The following is a 21,309-nucleotide window of genomic DNA, read 5'->3' on the forward strand; positions in this document are numbered from 1 at the left end:
GTTGGACTGAATCACGGTGGCGCGCATTGTACCCCAGTAGCAGCTTCAAGCCGCAAGCTGCAAGCCATAAGCAAGAGCAGCCTTCACCACGGACCGCTCTTGCTTGCCGCTTGAAGCTCGCAGCTTGTGGCTGCTTTATTCCGCCTGGGTGCGCAGTTTCTCGCTGCGCCCGCGCAACCATTCCAGCACCAGCAACAGGGCCACGGAGAAGCCGATCAGCAAGGTCGCGGCAGCGGCGATGGTCGGGCTAAGGTTCTCGCGGATGCCGCTGAACATCTGCCGGGGCAGGGTCGCTTGCTCGGGGCCGGCGAGGAACAGGGTCACCACCACCTCGTCGAACGAGGTGGCGAAGGCGAACAGCGCGCCACTGATCACGCCAGGGGCGATCAGCGGCAGGGTCACGCGGCGAAACGCGGTCAGCGGCGAAGCGCCCAGGCTGGCGGCGGCACGCACCAGGTTATGGTTAAAGCCCTGCAAAGTGGCCGACACAGTAATGATCACGAACGGCACACCCAGTACCGCATGCACCAGGATCAGCGCGGTGTAGCTGTTGCCCAGCCCCAATGGCGCGAAGAACAGGTAGCTGGCAACACCCACGATCACCACCGGCACGACCATGGGCGAAATCACCAGGGCCATGACCAGCGGCTTGCCGGGGAAATCGCCACGGGTCAGGCCGATCGAAGCCAAGGTGCCGAACACCATGGCCAGGAAGGTCGCTGCCGGGGCGACGATCAGGCTGTTTTTCAGGGCGCGCATCCACTCGGCTGACTCGAAGAAGTTTTCATACCACTGCAGCGAGAACCCTTGCAGCGGGTAGACCAGAAAGCTTCCGGAGTTGAACGACAGCGGCACGATCACCAGCACCGGCAGCACCAGAAACAGCAGAATCAGCGCGCAGAGGATGCGCAGGCTGTAGTACCAGATGCGCTCGACGGGCGAAGTGTAAGGGGTCAGCATGGCGATTCTCCTCAGCTCAGACGCAGGCGGCTGGCGCCGACCAACCAGCTATAGATCAGGTACAGCAAGATGGTCGCCAGCAGCAGCAGGCCGCCCAGCGCTGTCGCCATGCCCCAGTTGATGCTGGTGTTGGTGTAGAAGGCAACGAAGTAGCTGACCATCTGATCGTTCGGGCTGCCCAGCAACGCCGGAGTAATGTAGTAGCCGATCGACAGGATGAACACCAACAGGCAACCAGCACCGATCCCGGCGTAGGTCTGCGGGAAGTACACCCGCCAGAAACTGGCGAACGGGTGGCAACCCAGCGAAATCGCCGCACGCATGTAGCTCGGCGAGATGTTTTTCATCACGCTGTAGATCGGCAGGATCATGAACGGCAGCATGATGTGCACCATGGCGATGTACACCCCGACCCGGTTGAACACCAGCTCCAGCGGTTTATCGATAATGCCCATGGCCATTAGCGCACTGTTGATCAAGCCACTCGATTGCAGCAGCACGATCCACGCCGCCACCCGCACCAGGATCGAGGTCCAGAACGGCAACAGCACCAGAATCATCAGCAAGTTGCTCTGCCGCGACGGCAGGCTGGCCAGCAGGTAAGCCAGCGGGTAGGCCAGCACCAGACAGATGGCGGTGATCACCAGCCCCATCCAGAAGGTGCGGGCAAAAATATCCAGGTAGATGGCCTGATCCGGTGAGGCCGGGGCCACTTCGCCAACATCGTCGATACGGTGATCGAGCGCTGCCAGCAGGTAATATGGGGTGACGCTACTGGTGTTACGACGAATCGCCTGCCAATAGGCCGGGTCGCCCCAACGCTCGTCCAGCGCTTCGAGTGCTTCTTTGTACGACACCGGTTCAGTCGCGAACGGCAGCGCACGGGAGGTCTTGCTCAACAGACTGCGATAACCGGCCAGTTCCTGGTTCAGGCGCTTGGACAGCTCACCTACAGTCGAATTCTTGCGGGCTTCAGCAAGGTCCAGGCTCAACGCCTTGTACGCCGCTTCCGGCGGCAGGCCTTTGCCATCCCACTTGTCCACCTCAACGATGGTGGTAGGCAGTGCTTCAACGACCTCTGGGTTACCCACGCTCTTGTAAAGCAGCGCAGCAATCGGCACCAGAAACACCAACAGCAGAAATATAACCAGCGGCGCGATCAATGCCTGAGCCTTGAAACGGTTGACCCGTTCGGCACGAGCCAGACGTTGCTTGAGGTTGGGACTGGCGCCTTCAGACAGGGGCACGGCGGTGGCCATAGCGAACTCCGAAATCTTTTAACGAGGGGGGCATTCCCCTGACAGGAAATACCCCCGGTCTTACGCAGGGGCAGACGCTTACTTGGCAGCCCAGGCAGTGAAGCGCTGCTCCAGGGTTTCGCCGTTGTCGTTCCAGAACGTAACGTTCATCTGCACCTGGTCTTTGATGTTTTCTTCGGTGGTCGGCATGTCAGCCAGAATGGTCTTGTCCAGCAGCTTCACAGCGTCGGTGTTGGCCGGGCCGTAAGCGATGTTTTCCGAATAAGTCTTCTGCTGTTCGGCGCCCAACGTGTAGGCAATGAACTTCTTGGCCGCCTCGGCATTTTTCGAACCCTTCGGAATGGCCCATGCGTCGAAGTCATACACGCCGCCGTTCCACACCACTTTAAGGTTGCTTTCTTTCTGCACCGCAGCAATACGACCGTTGTAGGCCGAACTCATGACAACGTCACCCGAGGCCAGGTATTGCGGCGGCTGGGCACCGGCTTCCCACCACTGAATATTTGCCTTGAGCTCGTCGAGTTTCTTGAAGGCGCGGTCTTGGCCGTCTTTGCTGGCCAGTACGGTGTAGACATCTTTCGGTGCCACACCATCGGCCATCAGGGCGAATTCCAGAGTGTACTTGGCGCCTTTGCGCAGGCCGCGCTTGCCCGGGAATTTCTTGGTGTCCCAGAAATCAACCCAACTGGTCGGTGCGGTGCTGACTTTATCGGCATTGTAGGCAAGGACCGTGGACCAGACGAAGAAGCCTGCGCCACAGGTGGTAATCGCGCCTTTGACGTATTTGCCAGCATCACCCAGCAGCTTCGGATCCAGCTCTTCGAACATGTCTTCGTCGCAACCGCGTGCCAGCTCCGGCGACTCAACCTCTACCAGGTCCCAGGACACGCTCTTGGTGTCGACCATGGTCTTGATCTTGGCCATTTCACCGTTGTACTCACCTGCAATGATCTTGCCGTTGCCAGCCTTCTCCCACGGGGCATAGAAGGCTTTTTCCTGGGCGGCCTTGTTGGCGCCGCCGAAGGAAATAACGGTCAGATCGGTTGCCATGGCGTGCGCTGCACACATCATTCCCAGCGTAATAGCGGTGAACTTCAATGGTTTGAGCATTTATTCTTCTCTCCACGGGCAGTGTTGGTTAAGCAATGAGTGAGGACGATGGATCGTCTCTGTTCAGGGTTTTAGTGCACTTGCTGCAGCGGATCGAGCGCACGGGCGTGCTCGATCTGCCAACCGATCGGCACGACATCGCCCACGCGCATGGCAGGGTCGAGTTCGGCGATTGGCTGTTTGACGAAGAAGTCGGTTTTACCGGCGACCTCCATACGCACCCGGACGTGGTCGCCCAGGTAGATGAACTCGGCCACCCGGCCAGAGAAACGGTTGGCGCAACTCTCACTGCGGCCATTGAGGCTGATGCGCTCAGGGCGGATCGACAGCGTCACCGGGTCGCCGCTCTGGCCGACGTTCACCGCCAGCGCCTGAACCTTCTCGCCACGGCTCAGTTCCACCACACAACGCTCACCTTCCTGGCTGACCAGGCGGCCATTGAGGCGGTTGTTCTCGCCAATGAAGTTGGCTACAAAAGTATTTTTCGGCGCTTCATAGAGCGTGCGCGGGGCGTCGATCTGCTGGATTTCGCCTTGATGGAATACTGCCACGCGATCGGACATGGTCAGCGCCTCGCCCTGGTCGTGGGTCACGTAGACCACGGTCACGCCCAAGCGCTGGTGCAGGTGCTTGATCTCCATCTGCATGTGTTCACGCAACTGCTTGTCGAGGGCCCCCAGCGGTTCGTCCATCAGCACCAGTTGCGGCTCGAACACCAGCGCACGGGCCAGCGCCACACGCTGCTGCTGACCACCGGACATCTGGGTCGGGTAACGATGCGCGAAGGCGTCGAGCTGGACCATGCCCAAGGCACGTTTGACCTTCTCACCGATGTCGGTCTTGCTCAGGCCACGCACCGAGAGCGGGAATGCCAGGTTCTCGGCCACCGTCATGTGCGGGAACAACGCATAGTTCTGGAACACCATGCCAATGTCGCGCTTGTGTGGTGGCACGTTGTTGATGGCCCGACCGTTAAGCAGGATCTGCCCGGCGGTCGGCGTCTCGAAGCCGGCCAGCATCATCAGGCTGGTGGTCTTGCCCGAGCCGGACGGCCCGAGCAGGGTCAGGAACTCGCCTTTGCGAATATCCAGGTTCAGGTCTTTGACGATCAGTGATTCGCCATCGTAGCTCTTCTGCACACCACGAAAGCTGACCAGAACATCATTGGCCCCAGCACTTGAATCGACGTCGCTCATTACCCACACCTTTGTTATGACTATGACTGCGTGAGTTCAAGATTAGTGCAGGCCATAGGCCACGCAAATCGGCAGCGCGGAGAGAATGAGCTAAGCGCGATGGAAGGTGATTTGTAGGGATCGCCCTACACGGATGACGCTATTGAATATGCAAAATTGCCTTGAACCTCGCAGGAGCGGCTTTAGCCGCGAACCGTCGCGATTATTCGCGGCTGAAGCCGCTCCTACCCAGTCGGTTACAGATAAGTGCAGGGTTAAAGCAGCTTGTGCTCCAGCGCATATTTGACCAGTTCGGCCACCGAATTGACGTTGAGTTTCTGCATCAGCCGCGCCTTGTGGGTACTGATGGTCTTGCTACTGAGGGCCAACTGATGGGCAATGTCGTTGACGTTGGCGCCCTGAGCCAAACGCTCGAACACCGAAAACTCGCGTTCGGACAGTAACGAGTGCAGTGGTCGGCTGTCAGTCAGACCGACCTCAAACACCATGCGGTCGGCCAGTTCCGGGTCGATGTAGCGCCCACCGGCCGCCACCCGGCGAATCGCGGTCAGCAGCAATGCCGGATCGCTGTCCTTGGTCGCGTACCCCGCCGCACCGAACTTCAGTGCCCGGGCGGCCATTTGCGCTTCATCATGCATTGACAGCATCAGGATTGCCGGTGGATTGTTCAGCGCGCGAATCCGTGGAATGGCTTCCAGACCGTTGACGCCGGGCATGGAGATGTCCAGCAACACCACCTCGCAAGGCACCTGACGTAAAGTCTCCAGCAACTGTTCGCCGTTGCTGGCTTCGCCAACCACTTGCATGTCCTTGGCCAGACCGATGAGCTGCTTGATGCCTTCGCGCACGATGGTGTGGTCTTCGGCTACCAGTACACGAATCACAGTGCTCACTCCTGCTGCGGGATGGGGATATAGATATGCAAGGTTGTGCCCTCGCCCGGTTCGCTGTCCAGCTCCAGACTGCCGCCCAGCATCAGCACCCGCTCACGCATGCCGACCAGACCGAAAGACGCCGGCCGCTCGGTCTGCGGATCGAAGCCTTTACCGTCATCAGCGATGCTCAGGCATAACAGGTTATCGGCCAGGGTCAGGCTGATCTGAACCGAGTGCGCAGCGGCATGACGCATGACATTGGTCAACGCCTCCTGAAGGATACGAAACAGACCGACGGCACGCGCATCACTGAGCGCCGGCAGGTTATCCGGCACCTGCACCAGGCACGGGATCTGGGTGCGCTCTTCGAAACGCCGCGCCTGCCACTCAATGGCCGAGGCGATTCCGGCATCCAGAATCGGCGGGCGCAGCGCCGTGGCGACATCGCGCACCAGCTGAAACAACTGGGCGATCAGGCGTTTCATGCTGTTAAGGCGTTCGCCCAGCCCTGGGTCCAGATCCGCATAGGCCAGCTCACACATGGAGGTTTCCAGTTTAAGCACGGTGAGCATCTGCCCCAGTTCGTCATGCACCTCACGGGCAATCCGCGCTTTCTCCTCCTCACGCACGCTTTCCAGGTGCGCTGACAACTCGCGTAGCTGCTCGTGGGCACGGCGTCGCTCGCTGACATCGCTAAGAAACACCACCAGGTACTCGGCCTCGCGAAAGCGCAGGAAGCTCAGCGACACGTCGGTTGGCAACACGCTGCCATCGGCGCGAATGCAGTTGGTTTCGAACACCTGCGGGCTGTCTTCGCTGGAGCGGGCGTTACGCCACAGGTTCAGCCAGCGATCCATGTGCAGGCCAGGCTCAAAATCGATCAAAGGCCGGTCGACCACTTTGCCTGCGGCATAACCCAGCATGGTTTCGGCAGCATGATTGGCGTAGCGCACCCGGCTGTCCCAATTGACCCAAAGAATCCCTACGGTGCTCTGGTCGATGGAGAACTGCGCCAGGCGCAACGCCTCCTCACTGGCCAGGCGCCGGGTAATGTCTTCCCGGGCATCGAGCAACTGCCGCTCCAGGCTCTGCTGCATGCGCCGCTGCCACACGACAATCGCCGCACTGGCCAGCAACAGCGCCAACAGCAGCAGACACAGGTTCTTCCACAAGCCCGTGGACTCGGTGAACCGCGATGAGGTCAGCGGCATCCAGCGGGTATGCAACTGGTCCAGCTCCTTGGCCGGAATCGCCAGCAGCGCTTCGCTGACGATTGCCGCCAGCTCCGGCGAGTCACGCCGCGAGCCGATGCGCAACAACTGCGGCAAGCCGATATCGCCGACAATCGCCAGGCCGGCGAACTCCGGCTCACGAAACAGGCGGCTGAGTTGCGCTTCGTCCACCACCGCGTAACGCGCCTGCTGACTGAGCAGCAGTTGCAGCGCCTGACGCTCCAGCGGCACGCCTTGCAGGTTCAGATGAGCAAAGTTGCTGCGCAGATAATCCGCCGTAGCACCGGGCATGCGCACCGCCACCCGCGAACGCTCATCCAGAGTTTCAAGGTCCACCGTCCCGCCACCGTCGCGCTCCCCCACCAGCAGTTGCGAAACCCGCAGGTAAGGATCAGAGAACAGCCAGTGGCGCAGCCCGGCCGGGGTCTGCATCAAACCTGGGGCCAGATCCAGCTCGCCATCCTTCAGGGCCTTTTCCATGGCCGCCTGATCCGGGTAGGTCCGCCACACCAGCTCCACCCGCAGAGCGCTGGCCACCGACTTCATCAGGTCGACGTTGGCCCCGGACAACTGCTGCAGCCGCTGATCAAACTGCGCGTAAGGTGCACGCAGCAATAAACCAACGCGCAGCGGGCCATGCTGGTCAAGCCAGGCACGCTGTTCGCGGGTCAGGGGCGCCCAAAACGAAGGCTCAGGCTCATCCGCTCGCACTGGCAGCGTGGCCAGCATCAAGAGCAGCGTCAGGCTGCCGATAAAAAAACCACGCACAACCGCTATCATCAAGGCTTCATTCTCGTCTGTTCCCATACCCGGACAGGCAAACCCACCTGTACGCTGCTGCCTTGTCAGGTTGCCAGCATTTGATACTGGCCTGGAATATTCAATGCCCTACCTCCTTCGCGCAATGTTTCCTGCGCTGTTGCTGTCACTGAACCTGACGCACATCATGCCCGCGATGGCTGCCGACCCCGCGCCAGCCAGCGAAACCGCGCCGGCCGAGACGGCTGCCGAGCGGCCGGCCCCGCTGCCGCGCGAGCAAGAAGAAGCCCAAGCCCTGGAGCGTCAGTTGCCGCGTCAGGACCTGCAACAACTGCAGGCCGGCGATACCACCTTTCTGGCCCTGTGGAAGCCGGCCAATAGCGACGACCCGCAAGGTATGGTGATCATCGTCCCGGGCGCCGACGAGTCGCCGGACTGGCCGGATGTGATCGGCCCCATGCGGCGCAAATTCCCCGATGTCGGCTGGGCCAGCCTGAGCCTGGCGATGCCTGACATCCAGGACCCGGCCTTGCAGGCCCGCGAGCCACAAGCGGCCGACGCCGCGCAACCGGGATCTGCTGAACCGGCCAAAGAGGCTGCCAAGCAACCGGCCAAGGAAGCTGCCCAGCCAGCAACCGAAGCCGACAGTGAGCAGGCACGCCAACAGGCGCAAGACGCACTGGCTGCAGCGGCAAAAGCGCTCGCGGAGGCTGAAGCCGAACGCGTGCTGGCACGCATCGACAGCGCAATTGCCTTCGCCCAGCAACACCAGGCCCGCCAGATTATCCTGCTCGGCCACGGCAGCGGCGCCTACTGGGCCGCTCGCTTCGTCAACGAGCGCTCCACCGCGCAAGTGCACAAACTGGTCATGATCGCCGCCCGGGAGCCTGTCAATGCAACGCTCTCGTTGCCGGAAATCATCCCGACCCTGAAGGTCAAAACCGCCGATTTCGTCTACAAGAACCAGCCCTCGCGCGCCGCCGAAGAGCGCCTGCAAGTCAGCAAGCGCAGCAAGGGGCCAGGCTTTACTCAGATTAATCTGGTCAATATGGCGGGTATTTCCGAGGCCGAACAGGAACAGGTGTTCCGCCGGGTCCGCGGCTGGGTGCAGGCCGAGTAACCGGCCCCGCTGATGAACGCGGCGCGACCCTAACGGAAACCGCGCCGTGTCTTGATCAAGGCATAGGCGCTGTGCAATTCGCGGGTCTTTTCCGTGGCTTCCCGGACCCTCATGGAACTGGCCCCGGCGCCTTCAAGCTTGTCCGGATGATGGCGGCTGAGCAGACGTCGATAAGCTCGTTTGACGCTTTTCTGGTCAGCATCAGCATCTACCCCCAGTAACGTCAGCGCCTGCTGATACTCGTCACTGGCACTGACCCGGTTACGCTTCATCGGGTCGTACTCGGCCGCCAGGCTCTGCATCCGTACCGGTGACCAGCCCAGCCATTGCCCCCAGGCCGCGATCATTTCCTGCTCGATGCGCGCCACCTTGCCGTCCGCCCAGGCCATGCGCCAACAGGCGCGCAACAACGCCTCGCCGGTTTCCGGCTCGCTGCGCAGGCTACGCAGATAACCGCGCAACCCTTCCTTGCCATCGCGGCCCCGATTGAAGGCCTCAATGGCTCGCAAGCGCTCGGCCTCGTTGAAGCGCAGCCGGTCCATCTCATTGCGTGCCTGATGGATATGGCTGGGCACCACCCGGCCCTCGCTCTTGGCCAGGCGACCCAGCAGTACGAACAGCAAGTCAGCGTCATGAATCGCCGCCCGGCCACCCAGCCGCTCACGCAAATACGCCCAGTTGCGCAGCTTCAGGCGCCGATCAATGACCTGCCCCAGCAACGCGCCCAACAAGGCGCCCGGAATGTTGGCCAGCGCATAGCCCGCGCCCGCACCGATAATTGTGCCCGGCCACAGCATCAGGCGTTGCCTGCCAGCAGTTGCTCGACTTCTGCCAGCCGCTCAAGGGTGCCGACATCCACCCAGCGCCCCTGGAAATGCTCGCCAGTCACCCGACCGGCACGCATCGCCTCGCGAAGCAGCGGGGCAAGTTTGAAGGCACCCGCCTGACAACCGGCAAACAGCGCCGGGTCAATAATAGAGATACCGCTGTAGGTCAGGCGCCGGGCATCGGTGCGCTCATCACCTGAATGCTCTTCAGCCAACCGGTCACCCAGCAAGGAAAAGTCGCCATCAGGGTGGTGCGGCGGATTGTCGATCATCACCAGATGCGCCAGGCCGTCGATCTTGCGGTGCAATTGGCTGAAGTCGTAATCGGTCCAGACATCACCATTGACCACCACGAAAGGCTCATTGCCCAGCAACGGCAAGGCCCGGAAGATTCCACCTCCGGTTTCCAGCGGCTCGCCTTCCGGGGAGTAGCCAATGCTCAAGCCATAACGCTGGCCGTCGCCCAGGTAATCCTCGATCTGCTGCCCCAGCCAGGCATGGTTGATCACCACCTCACGGATGCCCGCTGCATGCAGCGCCTTCAAGTGATACTCAATCAACGGCACCCCGGCAGCACGCACCAGCGGCTTGGGGGTGGTCAGTGTCAATGGACGCATTCGCTCGCCTTTACCGGCGGCGAGAATCATCGCTTTCATCAGGCCCTCTTCAATGATCAGCCAGAAATGCTCAGGCCGGCGCTTCGCCAGGTTGACGCAGCTCAGCCAGTAGTTGCCCCAGTTCGCTCAGCTCCGGCCGTCTGGCCAGCACCGCCTCTATATAAGAGAAGAAGCGCGCAACGTCGCTCAGGTAACGCGGTTTGCCATCGCGATGGCAGATTCGGGCAAAAATACCGATGACCTTCAGGTGCCGCTGCACGCCCATCAGGTCGCTGGCGCGCTGAAACTCGGCAAATTCGGACTGCACTGCAATACCCGCTTCACGAGCCTTGTCCCAATACTGCTGCAACCAGCCAGCCACACGCTCCTCAGGCCAGCTCAGGAAGGCATCCTTGAACAGACAGGTGACGTCATAAGTCACCGGGCCGTAGACCGCATCCTGAAAGTCCAGCACGCCGGGGTTAGGCGCGCTGAGCATCAGGTTACGCGGCATGAAATCACGATGCACCAGGACCTTGGGCTGGGCCAGCGCGCTGTCAATCAACAGGGTACTGACGCGTTGCCAGGCTGCCTGCTGCGCCGTGCTGAACTCGATACCCAGATGGTGCTTTACATACCACTCCGGGAACAGCTCCAGCTCGCGGCGCAACAGCGCCACATCATAGCTGGGCAGCGGCGCGTCCATCGGCAGTTGCTGGAAGGCGAGCAAGGCAGCGATGGCGTCATCGAACAGCTCATCGGCGTTGTGTTCGTTGATCACATCCAGGTAGGTCTGCCGGCCCAGATCGTTGAGCAACAGAAACCCCTGCTCCAGATCCTGGGCATGGATAACCGGCACGTTGATACCGGAAGTTGCCAACAGTTGCGCGATATCAACGAACGGCCGACAGTTTTCCTGCGGCGGCGGCGCGTCCATCACGATCAGCGTGCGGTCGCCAGCCTGCCAGCGGAAATAACGGCGAAAACTGGCGTCACTGCTGGCTGCGGTCAGGCTCGCCGCAGGAACATCGCCCCAACCATGACGCTGAAACAGCAGCGGTAACTGTTCATCGAGCCAAACTTTGAGCTTTTGCAGACGTATATCTTGATCTGGCATTACAAGGGTCTCCGACGGCGCTAGCCGTCAAGCGGGTCATGCTTTATCATCCGGGATCTTTTTCAGCCCATCGAAAGGCGTGCGGCCCCACGCGGGCAGATGGCGCGCAGGAAGCCCGGACTAATAAGATGGCATTGAAATCCCCCGCGTTTCGTAAAAAATTTCCGTTGCTGGTAACCGGCAGTCTGCTGGCGATGCAACCTCTGGTTTCCACCTCCGTGGTTGCCGCCGACCAGTATGACTGTTCGGTGTCCGCTTCGGGAGCCTGGAACTGCGCGCCGAAATCCAGCGCTGCGCCATTGCCGCCCCGTCCTGCACACACCGCCACGGCCGTCAGCGCCGGCAGCGGCACCGTTGTGTCCGACAGCGCCTCGACAGCAGAGCCCGCCGCCCAACAGGTTACCCAAGCCAAAGGCAAAGGCCTGAAGTCGCGCAGTGCCGACTACAGCCACCTTGACTGGGTACCGCGCGAGAAGCTGACACCTGCGCAGCTGGCCGAAACCGCGCCTTATTGTGCCGGTGCCTATGTCGAGCCGCTGCGCCCGGGCATGGACGACACCACGCCAAAGAACGAGGCGCCGACCTTCATCGGTGCCAAGGCTTCGCGCTACCAGCAGCAAGAGCAGATCGCCTCGCTGGCCGGTGACGTGGTCATGCGCCAGGGCAGCATGCAGATCGAGGCCCAGGAGGCCGCTCTGCACCAGGCTGAAAACCGTGGCGAGCTGACCGGCAACGTACGCCTGCGCGACAAAGGCGCGCTGATCGTCGGTGACCGTGCCGAGTTGCAACTCGACACCGGTGAAGCCCAGGTCGACAACGCCGAATACGTCCTGCACGACTCGCACATCCGCGGTAATGCGCAGTACGCCAAGCGCTCCGAGAACGCCATCATTCGCCTCAAGGACGGTACCTATACCTCCTGCGAACCGGGCAGCAATGCCTGGACGCTCAAGGGCAATAACATCACGCTGAACCCGGCCACCGGTTTCGGCACCGCGACCAACGTCACCCTGCGGGTAAAAGACATACCGGTCCTCTACACACCGTATATCTACTTCCCGATTGACGATCGTCGCCAGTCCGGTTTCCTGCCGCCGACCATCGGCACCGGCAGCGACACCGGCTTCATGCTGGTTACGCCGTACTACTTCAACCTGGCGCCAAACTACGACGCCACGTTGTACCCACGTTACATGAGCAAGCGTGGCCTGTTGATGGAAGGCGAATTCCGTTACCTGACCAAGAGCAGCGAAGGTCAGTTCGGCGGTGCCTGGCTCAACGACGAAGAAGACGAACGCAAGCTGCAGACCGACTACGACAAGACCCGCTGGATGATCAACTGGCAGCACAAGGGGGGTCTGGATTCGCGCTGGATGACCAAGGTCGACTACACCGACATCAGCGATCCGTACTACTTCCAGGACCTGCAGACCGATCAGATTGGCGTGTCGAAAACCGACTACATCAACCAGCAAGGCGTGTTGACCTACCGCGGCGACAGCTACACCGCGCAACTCAACGCACAGGCCTACAAGCTGGCCACCGTGGCCAACATCACGCCTTACAACCGTCTGCCACAGCTGACCCTGAACGGCACCCTGCCGTACAACCCGGGCGGCCTGCAGTTCGACTATCAAACCGAGCTGGTACGCTTCGAGCGTGACCTGCGCAACGGCAGCTTCATCGACGAGAACGGCAATGCCAGCCCGCGCCTGGACAACAACGTCACAGGCCTGGCGCGCGCCAACGGCGACCGTCTGAACCTGGCACCATCGGTCAGCCTGCCGCTGAACTGGACCTGGGGCTTCGTCACGCCCAAGCTCAAGTACGTCTACACCCAGTACGACCTGGACCTCGACAACCGTGGCCAGAACAGCCTGCTGGCCGACGAGCAGTACAGCAGCAGCCAGAACCGCAGCGTTCCGGTGTTCAGCGTCGACAGCGGCCTGTACTTCGACCGCGACACCCAGCTGTTCGGCAAGGACTACCGTCAGACCCTCGAACCTCGCCTGTTCTATCTCTACGTACCAGAGAAGGACCAGACCGACATTCCGGTGTTCGACACGGCTGAAACCACCTTCAACTACAGCTCGCTGTTCCGCGATAACCGCTTCGTCGGCGCCGACCGCATCGGTGACGAGAACAAGCTGTCGCTGGGCGTGACCAACCGCTGGATCGAAGACAACGGCTTCGAGCGCCAACGCTTCAGCATCGGCCAGGCCTTGTATTTCCGCGACCGCAAGGTGCAACTGCCAGGCGTGGTGTTCGCCGACCGCGACGACGCCCAGGCCAACGTTTCGCCTTATGCCCTGGAATACGAGTTCCGCTTCAACCGCGACTGGCGCTTCTCGTCCGACTTCAACTGGGACCCAGACAGCCGCAGCACCCGTTCGGGCAGCGCGATGTTCCATTACCAGCCTGAAGACAACCCGGGCAAGATCATCAACGCCGGCTACCGCTACCGTAATGACCTGGTGCGCTACGACCAGACCACCGGTCGCTGGAGCGTGGGCGGCGGTGACTATGGCACACCGGGCACCCCTGGCTATGTGAAGGACTACTACAAGATCCAGCAGCACGATTTCTCGGTCATCTGGCCAATCGTGCCGCAGTGGAGCCTGATCAGCCGCTGGCAGTATGACTACAACCGTGACCGCACCCTGGAAGCCTTCGGCGGCTTCGAATATGACAGCTGCTGCTGGAAGCTGCGTCTGGTCAGCCGCTACTGGGTCGACTACGACGAATACAGCCAGGAAGCCCCTCAGAACGAGAAAGGCGACCGCGGCGTGTTCCTGCAAATTGTGTTGAAGGGCCTCGGTGGCGTCACAGGCGCCAAGGTCGAGAGCTTCCTGAACAACGGCATTCAAGGTTATCGTGAACGTGAAGACAAAGCTCTGTAACTGCCTGCGCCCGCTGATGCTGGGCGCCCTGCTGCTGAGCGGTGCGGCCCATGCGGCCGTCCAACCGCTCGACAGCGTAGTGGCCATCGTCGATAACGACGTCATCATGAAAAGCCAGCTCGACCAGCGCGTGCGCGAAGTCCAGCAAACCATCGCCAAGCGCGGTGGTGGCACACCGCCTGCCGAAGCGCTGCAGCCACAGGCCCTCGACCGTCTGATTCTGGAAAACCTGCAACTGCAGATGGGTGATCGCGCCGGCATTCGCATCAGCGACGAAGAACTCAACTCGGCAGTCGAGACCATCGCCCAGCGCAACGGCATGAGCATCGAACAGTTCCGTGCTGCGCTGGCCCACGATGGCCTGTCGTACAATGATGCCCGTGAACAGATCCGCCGCGAGATGATCATCAGCCGCGTGCGTCAGCGCCGGGTCGCCGAGCGTATCCAGGTCTCGGAACAGGAAGTGAAGAACTTCCTCGCCTCGGACCTGGGCAAGGCGCAAATGTCTGAAGACCTGCACTTGGCCAATATCCTGATCGCCACCTCTGACAGTGCTTCCTCTGCCGATATCCAGGCAGCGGCCCGGCAGGCCCAGGACATCTACGCACAACTGCAGAAAGGCGCAGACTTCGCCCAGTTGGCCATTGCTCGCTCGGCAACCGAAAACGCCCTGGACGGCGGTGACATGGGCTGGCGTAAAGCTGCTCAATTGCCGCCGCCGTTCGGCGACATGCTCAGCTCGATGAAACCCGGCGAGATCACGCCGCCTGCGCGGACCCCCGGCGGCTTCATCATCCTCAAGCTGCTCGACAAGCGTGGCGGTGAAGGCCAGGTGCAACTGCGTGACGAAGTCCGCGTTCGCCACATCCTGATCAAGCCAAGCGAAATCCGCAGCGAAGCCGAAACCCGTCGTCTGGCCGGCAAGCTGTATGACCGTATCGAGGCCGGTGAAGACTTCGCAGAGCTGGCAAAAAGCTTCTCGGAAGACCCTGGCTCGGCGCTCAACGGCGGCGACCTGAACTGGGTCGACCCCAACTCGCTGGTTCCAGAGTTCCGCCAGGTCATGAACGAGACGCCGCAAGGCGTGCTGTCCAAACCGTTCAAGACCGCCTATGGCTGGCACGTACTGGAAGTGCTGGGACGTCGCTCGACTGACGCCACCAGCCAGGCCCGCGAGCAGCAGGCACTCAATGCCCTGCGCAACCGCAAGTACGATGAAGAGCTGCAAACCTGGCTGCGTCAGATCCGCGACGAAGCCTACGTGGAAATCAAACTTCCTGGCGCTGCCCAGGCCACTCAGTGAAGCCACGCCGCTTCGCCCTGACGCCCGGCGAGCCGGCCGGCATTGGTCCTGACCTTTGCCTGCTGATCGCCGCGCAGCCCCAGCCACACCCTGTGATCGCCATCACCAGCCGCGACCTGCTCCTTGAGCGGGCCGCGCAACTGGGGCTGGCCGTTGAGCTGCTGCCGGTCAGCGCTGACGCCTTTCCTGACACGCCCGCGCCTGCTGGCAGCCTGTATGTCTGGGACACACCACTGGCGGCACCGGTGCGCACCGGCCAGCTCGACAAGGCCAATGCCGCGTTCGTCCTGCAGACCCTGACCCGTGCCGCGCAAGGCTGCCTCGACGGCCATTTCGCCGGCATGATCACCGCCCCCGTGCACAAGGGCGTGATCAACGAAGGCGGTATCGCCTTTTCCGGGCACACCGAGTTTCTTGCAGAACTGACCCACACCGAACAAGTGGTGATGATGCTGGCGACCGGCGATCTGCGTGTCGCGCTGGTCACCACTCACCTGCCTCTGCGCGAGGTGGCCGACGCCATCACGGCAGAGCGCCTGGAGCGCGTGACCCGCATCCTGCACAACGATCTGGTCGGCAAGTTCGGCATCAGCACACCGCGCATCCTGGTCTGCGGCCTCAACCCCCACGCTGGCGAGGGCGGGCACCTGGGGCGCGAAGAAATCGACATCATTGAACCTACGCTGGAGCGCCTGCGCAACGAGGGCTTCGACCTGCGCGGCCCGCTTCCGGCCGATACCCTGTTTACCCCCAAATATCTGGAGCACTGCGACGCGGTGCTGGCGATGTATCACGATCAGGGCTTGCCGGTCCTCAAGTACAAAGGCTTCGGCGCTGCGGTCAACGTGACCCTGGGCCTGCCGATCGTCCGCACCTCGGTCGATCACGGCACCGCACTGGATCTGGCCGGCACCGGCCGGATCGACACCGGCAGCCTGTTCGTGGCTCTGCAAACCGCCTACCAGATGGCCGAGACCCATTCATGACCGAGCAATACCAACACCGGGCGCGCAAGCGCTTTGGCCAGAACTTCCTGCACGACGCCGGAGTTATCGACCGTATCCTGCGCGCCATCCGTGCCCGCCCTGAAGACCGCCTGCTGGAAATCGGCCCTGGCCAGGGTGCATTGACCGAAGGCCTGCTGGGCAGCGGGGCACAGCTTGACGTGATTGAGCTGGACAAGGACCTGATCCCGATCCTCAATCATCAGTTCGCCGGCAAGACCAACTTCAACCTGCATCAGGGCGATGCACTGAAGTTCGACTTCAACAGCCTGGGCGCGACGCCGCACAGCCTGCGAGTGGTCGGCAACCTGCCATACAACATCTCGACACCGCTGATTTTCCACCTGCTGGACAATTCGGCGCTGATCCGCGACATGCACTTCATGTTGCAGAAAGAAGTCGTCGAGCGTCTGGCCGCCGGCCCTGGCGGTGGTGATTGGGGTCGCCTGTCGATCATGGTCCAGTACCATTGCCGCGTCGAACACCTGTTTAACGTCGGCCCCGGCGCGTTCAACCCGCCGCCCAAGGTCGACTCGGCCATCGTACGGCTGGTCCCGCACGAAACCCTGCCGCACCCTGCCAAGGATCACCGCCTGCTCGAACGCATCGTCCGCGAAGCCTTCAACCAGCGCCGCAAGACCCTGCGCAACACCCTCAAACTGCTGCTCAGCAGCGAAGACATCGAGGCCGCAGGCGTAGACGGCAGCCTGCGTCCCGAGCAGCTCGACCTGGCGGCGTTCGTCCGTCTGGCTGACCAGCTCAGCGAAAAAAGCCAGGCGCACTGACCCCAAAGACCGGTACGGGGAGCATCGCTGCCGATGACTTTCTCCGTACATGGCGTAGGGTCTGTTGCCGTTTCAGCGCAGGCCGCGTTGCAGCGCCAAATCGTGTCAGGCGAGGCGAAGGACGCAGGAAATGGTCGCTCCCTTTTCAAGTCCTTCGACGAAGCATGGCGCGATTTGGCGCGCAACCCGTAGGGCCGTGGCTGTTTTGTTACACGCACTCCAACAGAGTGGCGCCTATACTGGCCAACAAAACAGGCCTCGGCGCGGTTGTGATGGGATGGCAACAGACCCTAAACTGAGCCAGTGCTTGAGTTTTCCGCCCTTTGCATTCAAGGCCCACTGCATGTCCGACCCTCGCTACCAGATTGATGTAAGCGTCGTAACCCGCTACCTCGCTGAACAATCGAATCCCGAGCAGAGCCGCTTCGCCTTTGCCTACACCATCACCGTCCACAACAATGGCCTGCTGCCAGCCAAGCTGCTGTCACGCCACTGGATCATTACCGATGGTGACGGCAATGTCGAAGAAGTACGCGGCGACGGCGTGGTCGGTCAGCAACCATTGATCCAGCCCGGACAGAGCCACACCTACAGCAGCGGCACCGTGATGCCGGCCAAGGTGGGCAACATGCAAGGCAGTTACCAGATGCTCGCCGAGGACGGCAAGCGCTTCGATGCCGTGATCGTCCCGTTCCGCCTGGCCGTGCCGGGCGCCCTGCACTGATGGCGGTGTATGCTGTCGGCGACCTGCAAGGTTGCCTTGAGCCGCTCAAGTGCCTGCTTGAAGAAGTCCGCTTCACGCCTGGCCAGGACAATCTCTGGCTGGTCGGCGACCTGGTCAACCGCGGCCCGCAGTCACTGGAAACCCTGCGCTACCTGTACGCCATGCGCGACTCAGTGACCTGCGTGCTGGGCAATCACGACTTGCACCTGCTGGCCGTGTCGCGCAGGACCGAACGTCTGAAAAAGTCCGATACCCTGAGCGAAATTCTCGACGCACCCGACGGCCAGATGCTGCTCGACTGGCTGCGCCGCCAGAAGCTGCTGCACTATGACGCCGAGCGTAATATCGCCATGGCCCATGCCGGCATCCCGCCACAGTGGTCACTGAAAAAAGCCCTCCGGCTGGCCGCCGAAGTCGAACAGGCGCTGCGCGACGACAAGCAGTACGAACCGTTTCTGGCGCATATGTACGGCAATGAGCCGGCCAAATGGGACAACGACCTGGAGGGCACCACGCGCCTGCGGGTCATCACCAATTACTTTACCCGCATGCGCTTCTGCACCAGCGAGGGCAAGCTCGACCTCAAGGGCAAGGAAGGCATCGACACCGCGATGCCCGGCTACGCGCCCTGGTTCAGCCACAAGCAACGCAAGACCCGTGAGGTGAAGATCGTTTTCGGCCACTGGGCGGCACTCGAAGGCCGCTGCGACGAGCCTGGCGTCTTTGCTCTGGACAGCGGCTGCGTGTGGGGCGGCAGCATGACCTTGCTCAACCTCGACACGCTGGCGCGCCACCGCTGCGATTGCGATCATAATGGCCGGGCGGTCGCCCCCAACCCGATCACGCCGACACCCGCCCGCCTCATCAACGCCCAGGAGCCTCCGACATGACAGAATTCAAACGTATCGCCCCCGAGCAGGCCCAGGGCCTGCGCGAACAGGGCGCGGCACTGGTCGACATCCGCGACCCGCAAACCTTCGCCAGCAACCATATCGCCGGCTCCCGGCATCTGGACAACCACTCGCTGGCCGACTTCATTGCCAAGGCCGACCTCGACCAGCCAGTGATCGTGGTCTGCTACCACGGCAACTCCAGCCAGAGTGCAGCGGCCTATCTGGTCAGCCAGGGCTTCTCGGACGTCTACAGCCTGGACGGCGGTTTCGAACTGTGGCGCAGCACCTATCCGGGCGAAACCGCGCAAGGCTGACTGAAAAAAAATTTCATAAGGCTCACCCCGCATTCTGCGCGGGCTGGGGCCCGAAACCGACGAACGGTTGAGGGCCCTGTGAGCATATCGCTCCTGTACCTTTGCGAAATCCAACTATCCTTACCCTCAGGCCATCCGTAATCCGGGGAGAGCCGGTACACCGGCGCGTGGGTCATCGGTAGTTACTTTTATGGTGTTCTGGGGGGTAACGGCATCTGGAGACTCAGCTGCCGCCAGCATCGACTGACGATCCGCCGCCGGCTCAACGTATCGAGCGAGGTGACGTCATGAGTATTTTTAGCCACTTCCAACAACGCTTCGAAACCACACGGCAGGAAGAGCTCTCATTACAGGAGTACCTTGAGCTCTGCAAACGGGATCGCAGCGCCTATGCTTCGGCAGCAGAGCGACTGCTGATGGCCATTGGGGAACCTGAACTGGTGGACACCTCCACCAATTCGCGGCTGTCGAGGGTGTTCTCCAACAAGGTCATCAGACGTTACCCGGCCTTCGCCGACTTCCACGGAATGGAAGAGTGCATCGAGCAGATCGTGTCGTATTTCCGCCATGCCGCCCAAGGCCTGGAAGAAAAGAAACAGATTCTCTATCTGCTGGGTCCAGTGGGCGGCGGTAAATCGTCCCTGGCCGAGAAACTCAAACAACTGATGCAGAAAGTGCCCTTCTATGCAATCAAGGGCTCGCCGGTATTCGAGTCGCCGCTGGGGCTGTTCAACGCAGCCGAGGACGGCGAAATTCTCGAAGAGGACTTCGGCATTCCGCGTCGCTACCTCAGCACCATCATGTCGCCCTGGGCCACCAAACGGCTGGCTGAATTCGGCGGTGACATCAGCCAGTTCAAGGTGGTCAAACTCTACCCCTCGATTCTCAACCAGATCGGTATCGCCAAGACCGAGCCGGGGGATGAGAACAACCAGGACATCTCTGCCCTGGTGGGCAAGGTCGATATTCGCAAGCTTGAAGAATTCCCGCAGAACGACGCTGACGCCTACAGCTATTCGGGCGCGCTGTGCCGTGCCAACCAGGGCCTGATGGAATTCGTCGAGATGTTCAAGGCGCCGATCAAGGTCCTTCACCCGCTGCTCACCGCTACCCAGGAAGGTAACTACAACAGCACCGAAGGTCTGGGCGCGATTCCGTTCAACGGCACCCTGCTGGCTCACTCCAACGAGTCGGAGTGGCACAGCTTCCGTAACAACAAGAACAACGAGGCATTCATCGACCGGATCTACATCGTCAAGGTGCCGTACTGCCTGCGCGTCAGCGATGAAATAAAGATCTACGAGAAACTGCTGATCAATAGCTCCCTGGCCAACGCTCACTGCGCGCCGGATACGCTCAAGATGCTGGCGCAGTTCACCACCCTGTCGCGCCTCAAAGAGCCTGAGAACTCCAACATCTACTCCAAGATGCGCGTGTACGACGGCGAAAACCTCAAGGACACCGACCCCAAGGCCAAGTCGATTCAGGAGTACCGCGACAGCGCCGGTGTCGATGAGGGCATGACCGGTCTTTCGACCCGTTTCGCCTTCAAGATCCTGTCCAAAGTGTTCAACTTCGACCCGCATGAAGTGGCCGCCAACCCGGTTCACCTGCTGTACGTGCTCGAACAGCAGATCGAGCAGGAGCAATACCCGGCCGAAACCCGCGAGCGTTATCTGCGCTTCATCAAGGAATACCTGGCGCCGCGCTATATCGAGTTCATCGGCAAGGAAATCCAGACCGCCTACCTTGAGTCCTATAGCGAATACGGGCAGAACATCTTTGACCGCTACGTGCTGTATGCGGACTTCTGGATTCAGGATCAGGAATATCGCGACCCGGAAACCGGCGAGATCCTCAATCGCGTGGCCCTCAACGAAGAACTGGAAAAGATCGAGAAACCGGCCGGCATCAGCAATCCGAAGGATTTCCGTAACGAAATCGTCAACTTCGTCCTGCGTGCGCGGGCCAACAACAATGGCAAGAATCCGACCTGGCTGAGCTATGAAAAGCTGCGGGTGGTGATCGAGAAGAAAATGTTCTCCAACACCGAAGACCTGCTGCCGGTCATCAGCTTCAACGCCAAAGCCAGCAAAGAGGACCAACAGAAACACAACGACTTCGTCACTCGAATGGTCGAGCGGGGCTACACCGACAAACAGGTACGGCTACTCTCCGAGTGGTACCTGCGCGTACGCAAATCGCAATAAGACAGCCACAAGCGACAAGCTTCGAGTGGCCAGCACGTCAGTGCGTCGTCCTCACAGGTTCGACGCACTGACCGATGGTCGCGTGAAGCCGGCGTTTCGACAGTCTAACTTGCAGCTTGTAGCTT

Annotated in this window: 18 protein-coding genes; 9 read left to right on the forward strand and 9 right to left on the reverse strand. The window is 61.1% G+C overall.

Features of this window, described 5'->3' with window-relative positions:
• Window positions 1-135: 135 nt before the first annotated feature.
• From NRB16_RS21000 to NRB16_RS21025, 6 genes are all read right to left on the reverse strand, one after another.
• Window positions 136-960: an ABC transporter permease gene (locus tag NRB16_RS21000; protein WP_045484232.1), complete on the reverse strand. Its 825-nt coding sequence runs from the start codon at window positions 958-960 to the stop codon at window positions 136-138.
• A gap of 11 nt (window positions 961-971) precedes the next feature.
• A complete protein-coding gene (locus NRB16_RS21005; RefSeq protein ID WP_045484236.1) occupies window positions 972-2,219 on the reverse strand; it encodes an ABC transporter permease in 1,248 nt (415 codons plus the stop codon).
• A gap of 78 nt (window positions 2,220-2,297) precedes the next feature.
• Window positions 2,298-3,329: a polyamine ABC transporter substrate-binding protein gene (locus NRB16_RS21010; protein ID WP_045484238.1), complete on the reverse strand. Its 1,032-nt coding sequence runs from the start codon at window positions 3,327-3,329 to the stop codon at window positions 2,298-2,300.
• Window positions 3,330-3,400: 71 nt separating this feature from the next.
• Complete coding sequence (locus NRB16_RS21015; RefSeq protein ID WP_045484241.1) at window positions 3,401-4,525, reverse strand: ABC transporter ATP-binding protein; 1,125 nt, start codon at window positions 4,523-4,525, stop codon at window positions 3,401-3,403.
• Window positions 4,526-4,779: 254 nt separating this feature from the next.
• Window positions 4,780-5,409: a response regulator transcription factor gene (locus NRB16_RS21020; RefSeq protein WP_045484244.1), complete on the reverse strand. Its 630-nt coding sequence runs from the start codon at window positions 5,407-5,409 to the stop codon at window positions 4,780-4,782.
• A gap of 5 nt (window positions 5,410-5,414) precedes the next feature.
• Window positions 5,415-7,412, reverse strand: coding sequence for a transporter substrate-binding domain-containing protein (locus NRB16_RS21025; RefSeq protein WP_045484247.1), 1,998 nt, complete (start codon window positions 7,410-7,412; stop codon window positions 5,415-5,417).
• Window positions 7,413-7,515: 103 nt separating this feature from the next.
• On the opposite strand from NRB16_RS21025, the gene NRB16_RS21030 reads away from it, so the two are divergent.
• On the forward strand, window positions 7,516-8,511 hold the full coding sequence (locus NRB16_RS21030; RefSeq protein WP_253142405.1) for an alpha/beta hydrolase family protein: 996 nt from the start codon (window positions 7,516-7,518) through the stop codon (window positions 8,509-8,511).
• Between the two features lie 29 nt (window positions 8,512-8,540).
• Here the strand turns inward: NRB16_RS21030 and NRB16_RS21035 are convergent, their stop codons facing one another.
• From NRB16_RS21035 to NRB16_RS21045, 3 genes are read right to left on the reverse strand one after another with little or no spacing between them, the layout of a single operon-like run.
• Window positions 8,541-9,308 carry a TerB family tellurite resistance protein gene (locus tag NRB16_RS21035; protein WP_045484255.1) on the reverse strand — a complete coding sequence of 256 codons (768 nt, stop codon included), beginning with the start codon at window positions 9,306-9,308 and terminating at the stop codon, window positions 8,541-8,543.
• On the reverse strand, window positions 9,308-9,994 hold the full coding sequence (gene murU, locus NRB16_RS21040; RefSeq protein ID WP_257106848.1) for an N-acetylmuramate alpha-1-phosphate uridylyltransferase MurU: 687 nt from the start codon (window positions 9,992-9,994) through the stop codon (window positions 9,308-9,310). Before murU ends, NRB16_RS21035 begins: the two co-directional genes overlap by 1 nt.
• A gap of 31 nt (window positions 9,995-10,025) precedes the next feature.
• Window positions 10,026-11,051, reverse strand: coding sequence for an aminoglycoside phosphotransferase family protein (locus NRB16_RS21045; protein WP_253142403.1), 1,026 nt, complete (start codon window positions 11,049-11,051; stop codon window positions 10,026-10,028).
• A 128-nt stretch (window positions 11,052-11,179) separates the two neighbouring features.
• On the opposite strand from NRB16_RS21045, the gene NRB16_RS21050 reads away from it, so the two are divergent.
• From NRB16_RS21050 to NRB16_RS21085, 8 genes are all read left to right on the forward strand, one after another.
• Complete coding sequence (locus NRB16_RS21050; RefSeq protein ID WP_253142402.1) at window positions 11,180-13,951, forward strand: LPS-assembly protein LptD; 2,772 nt, start codon at window positions 11,180-11,182, stop codon at window positions 13,949-13,951.
• Window positions 13,932-15,254 carry a peptidylprolyl isomerase gene (locus NRB16_RS21055; protein ID WP_045484269.1) on the forward strand — a complete coding sequence of 441 codons (1,323 nt, stop codon included), beginning with the start codon at window positions 13,932-13,934 and terminating at the stop codon, window positions 15,252-15,254. The genes NRB16_RS21050 and NRB16_RS21055 overlap by 20 nt, the downstream gene beginning before the upstream one ends.
• Window positions 15,251-16,240 carry a 4-hydroxythreonine-4-phosphate dehydrogenase PdxA gene (pdxA, locus tag NRB16_RS21060; RefSeq protein ID WP_253116956.1) on the forward strand — a complete coding sequence of 330 codons (990 nt, stop codon included), beginning with the start codon at window positions 15,251-15,253 and terminating at the stop codon, window positions 16,238-16,240. The genes NRB16_RS21055 and pdxA overlap by 4 nt, the downstream gene beginning before the upstream one ends.
• On the forward strand, window positions 16,237-17,043 hold the full coding sequence (gene rsmA, locus NRB16_RS21065) for a 16S rRNA (adenine(1518)-N(6)/adenine(1519)-N(6))-dimethyltransferase RsmA (RefSeq protein WP_045484275.1): 807 nt from the start codon (window positions 16,237-16,239) through the stop codon (window positions 17,041-17,043). The genes pdxA and rsmA overlap by 4 nt, the downstream gene beginning before the upstream one ends.
• Before the next feature lie 343 nt (window positions 17,044-17,386).
• Entirely contained in the window at window positions 17,387-17,767 is a 381-nt protein-coding gene (gene apaG, locus NRB16_RS21070) for a Co2+/Mg2+ efflux protein ApaG (protein WP_045484278.1), read from the forward strand.
• A complete protein-coding gene (locus tag NRB16_RS21075; RefSeq protein WP_045484280.1) occupies window positions 17,767-18,657 on the forward strand; it encodes a symmetrical bis(5'-nucleosyl)-tetraphosphatase in 891 nt (296 codons plus the stop codon). The genes apaG and NRB16_RS21075 overlap by 1 nt, the downstream gene beginning before the upstream one ends.
• Entirely contained in the window at window positions 18,654-18,974 is a 321-nt protein-coding gene (glpE, locus tag NRB16_RS21080; protein WP_045484283.1) for a thiosulfate sulfurtransferase GlpE, read from the forward strand. Before NRB16_RS21075 ends, glpE begins: the two co-directional genes overlap by 4 nt.
• A gap of 287 nt (window positions 18,975-19,261) precedes the next feature.
• The gene (locus NRB16_RS21085) at window positions 19,262-21,184 is read left to right on the forward strand and encodes a PrkA family serine protein kinase (protein ID WP_045484288.1); all 1,923 of its coding nucleotides are present in this window, start codon (window positions 19,262-19,264) and stop codon (window positions 21,182-21,184) included.
• Window positions 21,185-21,309: the final 125 nt, after the last annotated feature.

Source organism: Pseudomonas sp. LJDD11, assembly GCF_024584215.1.
Lineage (GTDB): Bacteria > Pseudomonadota > Gammaproteobacteria > Pseudomonadales > Pseudomonadaceae > Aquipseudomonas.

Coding starts and splice junctions, on each gene's coding strand:
- NRB16_RS21000 (WP_045484232.1), bottom strand. CDS start 960: ATGCTGACCCCTTACACTTCGCCCGTCGAGCGCATCTGGTACTACAGC.
- NRB16_RS21005 (WP_045484236.1), bottom strand. CDS start 2,219: ATGGCCACCGCCGTGCCCCTGTCTGAAGGCGCCAGTCCCAACCTCAAG.
- NRB16_RS21010 (WP_045484238.1), bottom strand. CDS start 3,329: ATGCTCAAACCATTGAAGTTCACCGCTATTACGCTGGGAATGATGTGT.
- NRB16_RS21015 (WP_045484241.1), bottom strand. CDS start 4,525: ATGAGCGACGTCGATTCAAGTGCTGGGGCCAATGATGTTCTGGTCAGC.
- NRB16_RS21025 (WP_045484247.1), bottom strand. CDS start 7,412: ATGATAGCGGTTGTGCGTGGTTTTTTTATCGGCAGCCTGACGCTGCTC.
- NRB16_RS21030 (WP_253142405.1), top strand. CDS start 7,516: ATGCCCTACCTCCTTCGCGCAATGTTTCCTGCGCTGTTGCTGTCACTG.
- NRB16_RS21035 (WP_045484255.1), bottom strand. CDS start 9,308: ATGCTGTGGCCGGGCACAATTATCGGTGCGGGCGCGGGCTATGCGCTG.
- murU (WP_257106848.1), bottom strand. CDS start 9,994: ATGAAAGCGATGATTCTCGCCGCCGGTAAAGGCGAGCGAATGCGTCCA.
- NRB16_RS21045 (WP_253142403.1), bottom strand. CDS start 11,051: ATGCCAGATCAAGATATACGTCTGCAAAAGCTCAAAGTTTGGCTCGAT.
- NRB16_RS21050 (WP_253142402.1), top strand. CDS start 11,180: ATGGCATTGAAATCCCCCGCGTTTCGTAAAAAATTTCCGTTGCTGGTA.
- rsmA (WP_045484275.1), top strand. CDS start 16,237: ATGACCGAGCAATACCAACACCGGGCGCGCAAGCGCTTTGGCCAGAAC.
- apaG (WP_045484278.1), top strand. CDS start 17,387: ATGTCCGACCCTCGCTACCAGATTGATGTAAGCGTCGTAACCCGCTAC.
- NRB16_RS21075 (WP_045484280.1), top strand. CDS start 17,767: ATGGCGGTGTATGCTGTCGGCGACCTGCAAGGTTGCCTTGAGCCGCTC.
- glpE (WP_045484283.1), top strand. CDS start 18,654: ATGACAGAATTCAAACGTATCGCCCCCGAGCAGGCCCAGGGCCTGCGC.
- NRB16_RS21085 (WP_045484288.1), top strand. CDS start 19,262: ATGAGTATTTTTAGCCACTTCCAACAACGCTTCGAAACCACACGGCAG.